The sequence below is a fragment of the Longimicrobium sp. genome (genome assembly GCF_036554565.1).
Classification (GTDB): domain Bacteria; phylum Gemmatimonadota; class Gemmatimonadetes; order Longimicrobiales; family Longimicrobiaceae; genus Longimicrobium.
In genome coordinates this window covers 1-2,429 of sequence record NZ_DATBNB010000042.1, presented here as the reverse complement: position 1 = coordinate 2,429, position 2,429 = coordinate 1, and the positions used below count along the sequence as shown (strand labels likewise).

Annotated in this window: 3 protein-coding genes; all 3 read right to left on the bottom strand. The window is 69.7% G+C overall.

Annotated elements, in window-relative coordinates:
• Positions 1–57: 57 nt before the first annotated feature.
• On the bottom strand, positions 58–462 hold the full coding sequence (locus VIB55_RS01190; protein ID WP_331874833.1) for a cupin domain-containing protein: 405 nt from the start codon (positions 460–462) through the stop codon (positions 58–60).
• A 146-nt stretch (positions 463–608) separates the two neighbouring features.
• Positions 609–1,355, bottom strand: coding sequence for a hypothetical protein (locus tag VIB55_RS01185; RefSeq protein ID WP_331874832.1), 747 nt, complete (start codon positions 1,353–1,355; stop codon positions 609–611).
• 278 nt (positions 1,356–1,633) lie between these two features.
• On the bottom strand, positions 1,634–2,386 hold the full coding sequence (locus tag VIB55_RS01180) for a carboxypeptidase regulatory-like domain-containing protein (RefSeq protein ID WP_331874831.1): 753 nt from the start codon (positions 2,384–2,386) through the stop codon (positions 1,634–1,636).
• Positions 2,387–2,429 lie beyond the last annotated feature (43 nt).

The window sequence follows — 2,429 nt, the reverse complement described above, 5'->3', positions numbered from 1 at the left end:
AATCGATTGATTAACGAAAGACCATGGTACGTTCGCCCCAGTCTCTCCGGAGGTGCCTCAGGCGAGGTCGGGCACGGGCTGCACGTCGTGGACGGGATCTGAGCCGTGGCCCAGGATCACGGCGACGGCGGGCTCGCGGGCGATCAGCCCGTGCGCGACGCCCGGCCCCATCACGGCCAGGTGGCCCGCGGAGAGTTCGAGATCCACCGTTTGGCCGTCCCTGCGCGCGAGCAGCCGGAGCGAGCCGAGGAAGACGTAGAGGTGCTCGGTGTGGTCCGCGTGGACGTGAAAGCCCCGCCGCACGCCGGCTTCCGCGTACTCGACGACGTGCAGGTACTGGTACGAGCCGCCACGGGCCAGCCATGCGACCGCCCCCCGCGCATCCGCGGCCCGGAAGGCGCCCGCCGCGGGATCACCGCCCAGCTGCTCCACCGTCAGCGCACCGTCCAGGTAGCTCTTCATCCAATTCCTTCGCGTGGGCTGAACTGTCCACGAGCTGCGCGAGTAGAGAGATACACAGAACAGCCGGAGATAAAGAGAAGACGCGTGCTCTCTGTATCTCCGGCTATTCTCAGTTTTCCTCTGGACCCCGCGTGGACGACGAGCCTTCAGGGGCGCGGCATCGCGCCTGCCTGCGCCGCGGCGGAGGTGAGCAGCTGCATGATCTCCGTTTCGTTCGCGGCGATGAACTCCACGTTGGCCTCCTTGGCCTGCACCGGCGGGTTCATGCCGCGCTTGCGCATCTGGTGCACGATCACGCCCTGCATCAGCGCGCCCATGCCGATGGTGTAGTCGCGCGCGGACATCCCGGAGCGCTCCACCGCGGCGCGCGCCTGGGGGATGCTGTTCAGCCGCTCGTACATGCGGTTGGGATCGGGCGGACCCTCCATCTTCATCTGCCCGGCCAGTTCGGGATGCTCCCGCTGCAGCGCGGCCAGGTTGAGCCCCGCCTGGCGCATCTGCCGGATCTTGTCCATGCTCAGCCGGTAGTCTTCGATGGCCGCGGGGCTGACGGGCCCCTTCACTTCGACGTTGGGCGGCGGCGGGGCCGGTGCCTGGATGCGCTCCTTGGGGGCGGCCTTGGGGGCCTCCGCCGCCCTCTGGGGCGCCGTGCCCGCGGGCGGCGCGCCGGGCTGGGGCACGAACACCGGCGATGCTCCGGTCGACCCGGTCGGCGCGCCGACAAGACCGCCAGCGGAGTCGGCCGGGATGGCGGACGCCGGAGAGGTCACCGCCGTCGTCGCCGCCGAATCGGCCTTGGGCGCGGCGGAGTCCCCGCCGTCGCCGCCGCACGCTGCAAGCAGCAGTACGCCCGCGGCGGAAAGCATTGGGTTGCGCATATCGGTCAGGTTCACGGGATTTCGGTGCGTGGACGGTTCCTCGTCGCCAGGGACGGCGGCGGACTGGATGATAGCGGTGCGCCGAACGCGCTGAAAGGCGTACGCCGGGGAAGGTACGCTGGCGGGCGGAGGAAGGTTTCGGGCGGGAGGGAACGTCGCCGAAATCGAAGCCCTGCAGGGAGGCGCGCCGCGCCTGTCGATGCCCTCGGTCGCTGCCATGGACGGTGCACGGGCAGGCTCGCCGTGGCCGCTCCTCGGGATGACAGGCGCGCTTCGGCAGGGGTGGTGCGCGCTCAGCGTGCCTTGGTCCAGATGGCGATCACGCCGCAGGCCGCGCCCATGGACGAGTTGAACTGCGCGGGGACGGCGCCGTTGGTGTAGATCTCGATTCCCTCGATTTCCGTGGGATTCAGGTTCTGCACCGATTCCGGCTCCACCCGCATCCCGTTCAGGTAGAAGATGCTCCAGCAGTCGCGAAAGCTGAGCGCCTGGCGAAGCCGCACCCGCATCAGCCGCGAGTCGCTGAAATTCGGCCGCGGGCCGATCTGCACCTCCAGCCCCGGCACCTGGCGCAATATGTCCTGCACCTGCCCGTACCGCTGGCGCTCGATCTGCTCGCGGGTGATGAACCGGCCCCCCTGGTTCTCACTGCGCCGCTGGTGGAATCCCCCGTACCACAGCCGGTCTTCCGCGCCGGGCGCCACGGCCGTCACCGTGTCCAGCCCGATCATCGGCCGGCCGATCATGAACTTCACCCGCGCGCCACCCGGGCCCACGGCGAACGCGTCCGTCTCCGACGCCTGGAAGCCGGGCGCGGTGCCCAGCAGCCAGTAATTTCCCGCGTGCGGTGCCTGCAGCACGAATGCGCCCGCCGAATCCGTCCGCGCCTGCGCCACCGATTGCGAATCCGCCATCAGGTGCACGGTCGCGCCGCGCACCGGCTCGTCCGTTTCGCGGGCGATCAGACGCCCCTGCACCGGCTGGGCAGATGCGATGGCGGGCCCGAGGAGGATCGCGGCGGCAATGAGAAGGGGTGAGAATTTCATCTGCGCTCCGGTTGGGGAGGGGAACGCGTGGGAACCCCGCGGT